At 73.8% G+C, this 7,142-nt stretch carries 6 protein-coding genes; 2 read left to right on the top strand and 4 right to left on the bottom strand.

Translation table 11 applies throughout. The features are described 5' to 3' along the window. The 3 genes from ASG96_RS22740 to ASG96_RS16465 form a co-directional block, all read right to left on the bottom strand. A partial coding sequence (locus ASG96_RS22740; RefSeq protein WP_082591834.1) for a DUF4192 domain-containing protein occupies positions 1-1,196 on the bottom strand: 1,196 nt, incomplete at its 3' end. 122 nt (positions 1,197-1,318) lie between these two features. Then, complete coding sequence (locus tag ASG96_RS16470) at positions 1,319-2,044, bottom strand: YkvA family protein (RefSeq protein ID WP_057588626.1); 726 nt, start codon at positions 2,042-2,044, stop codon at positions 1,319-1,321. Positions 2,045-2,149: 105 nt separating this feature from the next. Further along, positions 2,150-2,896, bottom strand: a complete 747-nt coding sequence (locus tag ASG96_RS16465; protein ID WP_082591847.1) for an EcsC family protein — start codon at positions 2,894-2,896, stop codon at positions 2,150-2,152. Positions 2,897-3,064: 168 nt separating this feature from the next. On the opposite strand from ASG96_RS16465, the gene ASG96_RS16460 reads away from it, so the two are divergent. Together ASG96_RS16460 and ASG96_RS16455 are read left to right on the top strand one after the other, a co-directional pair. Next, on the top strand, positions 3,065-4,231 hold the full coding sequence (locus ASG96_RS16460; RefSeq protein ID WP_057588625.1) for a MalY/PatB family protein: 1,167 nt from the start codon (positions 3,065-3,067) through the stop codon (positions 4,229-4,231). 118 nt (positions 4,232-4,349) lie between these two features. Continuing rightward, the gene (locus ASG96_RS16455; protein ID WP_235509201.1) at positions 4,350-5,975 is read left to right on the top strand and encodes a DNA polymerase; all 1,626 of its coding nucleotides are present in this window, start codon (positions 4,350-4,352) and stop codon (positions 5,973-5,975) included. 141 nt (positions 5,976-6,116) lie between these two features. Here ASG96_RS16455 and ASG96_RS16450 read toward each other — a convergent pair whose 3' ends face one another. After that, positions 6,117-7,040, bottom strand: a complete 924-nt coding sequence (locus ASG96_RS16450) for a proteasome assembly chaperone family protein (protein WP_057588623.1) — start codon at positions 7,038-7,040, stop codon at positions 6,117-6,119. Positions 7,041-7,142 lie beyond the last annotated feature (102 nt).

Raw genomic sequence — 7,142 nt, 5'->3', positions numbered from 1 at the left:
TCGTCCAGCTCGTCCAGCTCGTCCACCTCGTCGAGCTCGTCCACCTCGTCGAGCTCGTCCAGGGCGCGGCGTACGTCGAACCAGTCGGCCGTTCGCTCGCCGTCGGCGTCCCCGGCAAGCGGGCCCCACGGGTCTGCGTCCTCGTGGGACAACAGCTCCTGCAGCGAGCGGACCGCGTCGAGGTCGGGGTCGGACAGCCGGGCGCCGACCTCTGTCCCCCTCCAGCGTCCCGGAGCGCCGCCATCCCGCGGTTGGGACCTCGCCGTGCTGCCCTCGGGGAGCTCGCCCGCCGCCGGGGGGACTCGGAGGTCCGGGCCCAGCAGCAGCTCGAGCAGCACGGCGACGTCGTCGGGCAGGCGGTCGGCCGGCAGGGTGCCCGGGCACAGCCAGCCCACGAGGGCCTCGCGCACCTCGCGGTCACGCAGCGGACCGACGAGGGACGGCAGCCAGTGCTCGATGCCGTAGCCCTCGATCTCGCCCCGCAGGACTCCACCCCAGGCGACGAGGGAGTCGTTGACGAGGAACTGTCGAGCCGTCGGGTCGGTGCCGTCGAGGACGCCAAGACGCACCTCCGTCGGGCGCAGTGGACGCCGCGACGGTCTCCGTCGTCCGGGCGGGTCGGCGTCCTCGGTGATCGTCCCGCCGGCGGCTGCGTAGCGACGCTGCCAGTCGTCGATGGCGGCGACCGCGAGGTCGTGTCGTGGCTCCGACGAGGCGAGCGGCTCGACGAGCCGCGCCAGCTCGTCCCGGTCAGGCAGCACGGCGTGCCCCAGCGCGACGTAGCTCGCCACCGCGGGCACGTCAGCCTGCTCGGGAAGCAGCCAACCCTCGTCGGGGCAGCAGCCGCACCCGACGGAGCGCCACCGTCCGTCGCGCACGACGAGCCGCTCGCGGACGACCACACGGTCGGACTCCACTCCGGCGCCGAGCGCCTCGAGCAGGGGCAGGGACTCGTCCGGCTCGACCTCGAAACCGACGAGAGCCACGGACGACGGCGATCCCTGCAGCAGGGTCGGCAGCGTCTGGGCGGCTGCCTCCGTGGCCAGGCCCTCGTCGACGAGGTCGAGCCGGGCCACGAGCCCGAGCCGTCGGCCGTGGAAGCACACCACGACGACGCTCCGCACCGGCTGGAAGCCGAGGTGGAAGGGGATGACGGTCAGCAGCTCGGCCGGCCCGGACAGTGAGATCTTCGGCATGCCCCGAGCCTGTCCACCGGGCTCCGCCCGGGACAGTCCCGGCCGCGTCCCTGTGGACCGAGGTGCCGCAGCCGCAAGGGGTGTGGATGGCAGACGCCGCGCCCGCCCGTCGGCGGGGAGGCTCAGCGCTCGAGGCGCTTGCGGACCGACTCGAGGACGTAGTCCGCCGCCGCCTGGCGCATCCCCTCGGGAAGGCGCACGCGCTCGCCACGACCCGAACCCGTGACCCGGTCTGCCCCGGTGCTCGCCCCTTCCGAGGCACCGACACCGGGCTCGCGGCGGGAGGCACCCGTGACTCGCGTGAGGCGACTGGCGATGCGGCCGGGGGCCGCCGCTCCCGTGGTGTCGCGGTCCCGGCGGAGCCCGTCCTGGTCGCCTGCGGACCACCCGGTGGTCGGGACGCCCACCGGGCCATCCAGCGGCACACCGGGCACGGTGGCCCGTGAAGCGTCCGAGTGCGAACCGCCCGCAGGAGCCCAGGACGAGGTCCCGTGACGTGCGCGCGGCCGGTGCCGTCCCTGACCGACCTCCCAGGCGATGAAGCGCTCGGTCTCCTCGAAGAAGGCCTTGACCGCCCACGAGATGACGACGGCGTCGTCGGCCGCGCCGATGACGGGCAGGACCGCCTCGGGCAGGAGGTCGACGGGCGAGGCGACGTAGACGACCGCACCCGCGACGAGCCCGAGCCGCTTCAGGGTCGTGCCCGCATACGTCCCCTCGACCGTGGCGCGCACGAGACGCGGCACCGCCTGCACGCGCTCGGGGATGCTCGGCCCCCCGGCGCGCGTCGAGGCGCGCACGACGGAGGCGACGGTCGTGGCCATCTTGATCCGGGACGCGGTCCTCATGCCCGGCCCAACGAACGGGTGTCCCCTGCGATTCCCCGGCCCGGACGGCGATGCGCAACGGTGATCTGCGTGCTCTCCACGGTCAGGCCCGCCCAGCCGGTCGTCTCAGCGACCGAAGGTCGCGACCGGAGGGAACTCCTTGGCCGCCTGCTTGCCGATGCGGTTCAGCATGTAGACGTCGACCGCCGCGCCGACGAGGCCACCCACGAAGGGGACCAGGCGGCCGAGCCTGGCGAAGGTGCCCTGCCCGATGCGTCCGAGGAGGCGGAAGCCGACGGCCTTGTTGAGGACCATGAGGGCCGGGGCGGGCAGGCGGTCGAAGGCGACGGCCGACAGCTTGCCGCCGGCAGCATGCAGGCCAGCCTTCTTCAGGATGTCCTCGCTGTCGGCACCGGCGAGGGTCAGCAGGATCGCGGAGCGGATCTCGGGCTGGTCGATGTCGTAGCCGCGCACCTTGGCCGTGGCCGCGGTCATGCGCGTGGCCAGCAGGTAGAACTCGAGCACGTTGGCGGGCAGCGAGAGCGGCATCAGGAAGAAGCCGCCCAGGCCGGTGACGAAGCCGCCGACGGCGCCGAGCTGCCGGTGGTCGCGCGCGATGATCCGCAGCGCCTCGTCGGCGTCGCCGCGGGCGTGCTTGAGCGCGTTGGCGGCGATCTCGTGAGCCGGGTCGAACGGCCCCTTCCCGTCGATACCGACATCGAGCAGCCGCTCGACCAGCCGGGTCGCGGCCCCCGAGAGCCCGCCCTCGGCCGGCAGCGCGGCTCGCTCGAGCGCGCCGGCGTCCTTCGCCGTGCGCAGCTGCACCGCGGTCGCGTCCGATGCCTCGACGGTCTCGTCCCTGTCCCAGCTCATGATGCCCACCGGTCTCCATCCTCTGTCCGTCGTCCCTGTGCAGCGACCCTCGCTGCGCCGCCGACGACACCGTATGCCGCCCGGGTCGCTCGTGGCATCCTCGTACCCAGTCGAGCCGGCCCGGGACCGCAGGAGACGGCGTCGGTCGGCTCTCGTAGGGTCGCTCCCATGGGTGAGAGGCGCGGGAGCAGCGCGACGATCTTCGGCGTGCCACTGGCCGACCTCCGGCGCGACCGCACGTCGGTGAAGTGGGGACGCTACGGCCCCGAGGTCATCCCGATGTGGATCGCGGAGATGGACTGTGCGCCGTGCCCGGCCGTCGTCGACGCCGTGAGCGCCGCCGTGGCCCGGGGCGACACGGGCTACGCCCTGACGGAGGAGTATGCCGCCGAGGTCGCGGCGTTCGCCGAGGACGAGTGGGCGTGGGGGTTCGACCCCCGCACGACGACCCGCGTGGCCGACGTGCTGACCGGGGTGACGCACCTGCTCGGGCTCTTCACCGACGCGGGGGGCCCGGTGGTCGTCAGCCCGCCGGTCTACAACGCCTTCTACGAGGTCGTCGAGGCGTGCGGACGACAGGTGGTCGAGGCGCCGCTGGGCCCGGACCACCGGCTCGACCTCGACCGTCTCGCCGAGGTCTTCGCCCGGGTGACCGCCGACGGCGCGCGCGCGGCGTACCTGCTCTCCAACCCGCACAACCCGACGGGCACGGTGCACACGCCGGCCGAGCTGGAGGCGCTCGCGCGGGTCGCCGACGAGCACGGCGTCAGGGTGGTCTCCGACGAGATCCACGGCCCGCTCGTGCTCCCGTCGAGCACGTTTACGCCCTACCTCACCGTCGCGGGAACGGAGCGCGGCATCACCGTCACGTCGGCCTCCAAGGCGTGGAACCTCGCGGGGCTCAAGGCGGCGATCATCGTGCCCGGCGAAGGGGCCCTCGACGACGTGCTCCGGCTGCACCCCTACGTCACGTTCGGCGCGAGCCACCTGGGCGTCATCGCCCAGACGGCCGCCTACCGCGACGGGCGCGAGTGGGTGCACCGGCTCGTCACCGAGCTCGACGCGAACCGCAGCCTGCTCACCGAGCTCGTGGCCGAGCTCCTGCCCGGTGCCCGGCTCGCCGTGCCCGAGGCCACCTACCTCGCATGGGTCGACCTCTCGGGGCTGGGCCTCGGCGACGACCCTGCGGGCGAGGTGCTGCGCCGAGCGCGGGTCGCGCTCTCCCCCGGGCCGCTCTTCGGCTCCGGGGGCGCGGGGCACGCCCGGCTCAACTACGCCACGTCCCCCGAGATCCTCCGCGAGGCGGTCGAGCGGATCGCGGGCTCCCTTGACTGACAAGCAATCCGGTCCACAGCTGGTCGCCCTCGTCGTGGGTCCTCGGGGTGCGTATGCCGTGGGGCCGGGTGTCGACGAGGCCTGGCCGCTCGGCGACGTGGTGCGGCGGTTCGTGGACATGACGACCCGGCTCGGTCCCCGCTGGGTCGTGTGGTCGGCCACCTCCACCCTGCGCGGCGTCGTCGCGGCCGGAGTCGACGTGGCACGCACCTGGGACCTGGCGGAGGCGCACCGCATCGTCCACGGCGGCTGGTGGGCCACACCGGGTCACGTGGTCGCCGGGTGCCTCGGGCTGGACGAGGCCGAGGTGCCGGCCCCCCGCTCCCCCCGGCTCAGCGGGTTCGACGGCGACCTCTTCGACGTCGTCGCCGGCGAGGACGCGTCCCTGCTGACGACCGCCGGCCACCTCCGTGCGGACGCCCTCGCGTGGGCCACCGACGACGCGCGACTGCGCGAGCTGGCGGTGCTGGCCCTCGACTGCCGGTCTGCGCAGCGCGAGGCGCTCGGTCGCATCGGCGGTGAGCACGTGGGCCGGCTCGAGCGCACCGTCTGGTCCGAGTCCGCGGCGGCGGTGCTCTGCCTCGAGCTCGAGCGCGACGGGCTGCCGGTCGACCGCCCGGCCGCCGAGGACCTCATCGCGGCCTCGGCCGGCGTGCGGCCCCGGGACGACGCCGACGCGGCCCGCATCCGGGCCGAGCGCGACGCCGTGGTGCTTCGCCACGCCACCGGCCGGGAGCGCACCGACCTGCGCAACCCCGGGCAGGTGCGCGAACTGCTGCTCTCGGTCGGCGTCGACGTGCCCAACACCCGTGCCTGGGTGCTCGAGCCCTACCGGCACACGCACCCCCTCGTCGACGCCCTGCTGCGGTGGCGCAAGGACGAGCGGATCGCGACGACATACGGCTACCGCTGGCTCGACGACCACGTCGGCGCCGACGACCGGCTTCGCGGCGGCTGGACCGCCTGTGACGGTGCGGCGGGACGCATGACCGCGCAGAACGGCCTCCACAACCTCCCCGCTCCGCTGCGACCCGCGATCTGCGCGGCACCGGGCCACGTCTTCGTCCGCGCCGACCTCGGCCAGATCGAGCCGCGCGTGCTCGCCGTGGTCAGCGCAGACCGGGCGTTCGCCGAGGCCACCCGCGCCGACGACCTCTACGCCCCTGTCGCAGGCAAGCTCGGCGCCGACCGCCCCCGGGCCAAGGTCGCCGTCCTCGCGGCCATGTACGGCCAGCGCTCCGGAGCGGCGGGCGAGGCCCTCAAGGACCTCGAGCGCGCCTACCCCGTGGCCATGGAGCTGCTCGACCGGGCGTACGCCGACGGTGTCGCCCGGCGTCCGGTGCGCACGTGGGGTGGCCGGCTCATCCGCTTCGGCGGTGTGCCGGTGCCCGCCCTCGAGCCCGGTGCTCCGGAGCCCTCCGGGAGCGCCGAGTTCTCGGCCTCGGGCGCCGACGGCGCCCGGGGTCGCTACGCGCGCAACGCGATCATCCAGGGGTCGGCGGCCGAGCTCTTCAAGGCGTGGGCCGCGACGGTGCGCCACGCGGTGCGCCCGCTCGGCGGCCAGATCGTGCTGTGCCTGCACGACGAGCTGCTCGTCCACGTCCCCGAGCGCGAGGCGGAGGCCGCCGCGGCCGCCGTCGAGGGCACGCTGACGAGCGCGGCCCGCACGTGGGCCGGCACCGACGAGGTGCGGTTCGTCGCCGACACCTCGATCGTCCGCCGCTGGAGCGAGGCCAAGGCCTGATCGTCCCCGGTCTCCCCGTCGAGAGGCCACCTGTGGCCGCGCCCGACACGTCGAAAGGCCCCCTTTGCGAGCGGGACCCGGCAAAGGATGGCCTTTCGACTTCTGTCAGGCGGCCAGACGTGGCCTCTCGACGGTGTGGGGTTACTGGTCCTCGTCGGTGACGTCCCTGAGGAACGCCTCGAACTCCGCACCGATCTCGTCGGCCGTCGGGAGGTCGGACAGGTCGGTGGCGAGCAGGTTGCGCTGCTGACGCCCCTCGAGGAACGTGTCGTACTGCTGCTCCAGAGCCCGGACGACGGCGGTGATCTCGTCGCTGTCCTCCATCTGGCGGGTGATCTCGGCGCGGTTCAGACCGGCGGTGGCGGCGAGCTCACGCAGGTCCAGGTCGAGGCCCGTGGCGGCGCGCACCCGCTCAAGGCCGAGCACGGCGGCGTCGGCGAACTCGCTCTGGCCGAGGTAGTGCGGCACGTGGACCGCGAAGCCGATGGCGTCGAGCCCCGCCTCGCCGAGCCGGAGCTCGAGCAGCGACGAGAAGCTCGCCGGCACCTGGACCGTACCGAAGGCAGGGTCGTTGCCGGTCACGAGACGCGGGTTGGTGCCGTGGGCGGTGACGCCGAGCGGCCGGGTGTGCGGCACGGCCATCGGGATGCCGTGCACGCTGACGGTGAGGTCGACGCCGAAGGCCTTGATGAGCATCGAGGTGGCCTCGCCCATGCGGTTCCACTGGTAGTCGGGCTCGGGGCCGACGAGGAGCAGGAAGGGCACGCCCTCCTTGTCGACCACACGGTGCAGCAGCAGGCTCGGGTCGTCGTAGCTGCTCCAGTGGTCGCGGTCGAAGACCATGACGGGACGGCGGCCGCGGTAGTCGAGCAGCTGGTCGACGTCGAAGGAGGCGATGACGCGCGACTCGTGCGTCTCGAGGAGGTGGTCGGCCATGAGTCGCTGGGTGTGGCCGGCGTCGATGAATCCGCCGAGGGCGACCACGAGCACCGACGCCTGCAGCTGCTGGAGCTGGCTCGGTGAGGTGTCGCTCTCGAACTGGAAGAGCTCGGTCGGGTCCTGCACGGGTCTGGCCTTTCGTCGTACGGGGTCCTTCGTGCAACGCCTCGCCGCATCCCATGATTCCCCGCCCGTGGCCTCCGCTCGGGCGGCGGGACGGGGAGTCCC

The sequence above is a fragment of the Terrabacter sp. Soil810 genome, from assembly GCF_001429645.1.
Classification (GTDB): Bacteria; Actinomycetota; Actinomycetes; order Actinomycetales; family Dermatophilaceae; genus Terrabacter.
This window is presented reverse-complemented; position numbering and strand designations above follow the sequence as displayed.

What these genes read in the sequence shown, in the direction of transcription:
- ASG96_RS16460 (WP_057588625.1), top strand. Translation starts at nt 3,065, where the DNA reads ATGGGTGAGAGGCGCGGGAGCAGCGCGACGATCTTCGGCGTGCCACTG.
- ASG96_RS16455 (WP_235509201.1), top strand. Translation starts at nt 4,350, where the DNA reads ATGACGACCCGGCTCGGTCCCCGCTGGGTCGTGTGGTCGGCCACCTCC.
- ASG96_RS16470 (WP_057588626.1), bottom strand. Translation starts at nt 2,044, where the DNA reads ATGAGGACCGCGTCCCGGATCAAGATGGCCACGACCGTCGCCTCCGTC.
- ASG96_RS16465 (WP_082591847.1), bottom strand. Translation starts at nt 2,896, where the DNA reads ATGAGCTGGGACAGGGACGAGACCGTCGAGGCATCGGACGCGACCGCG.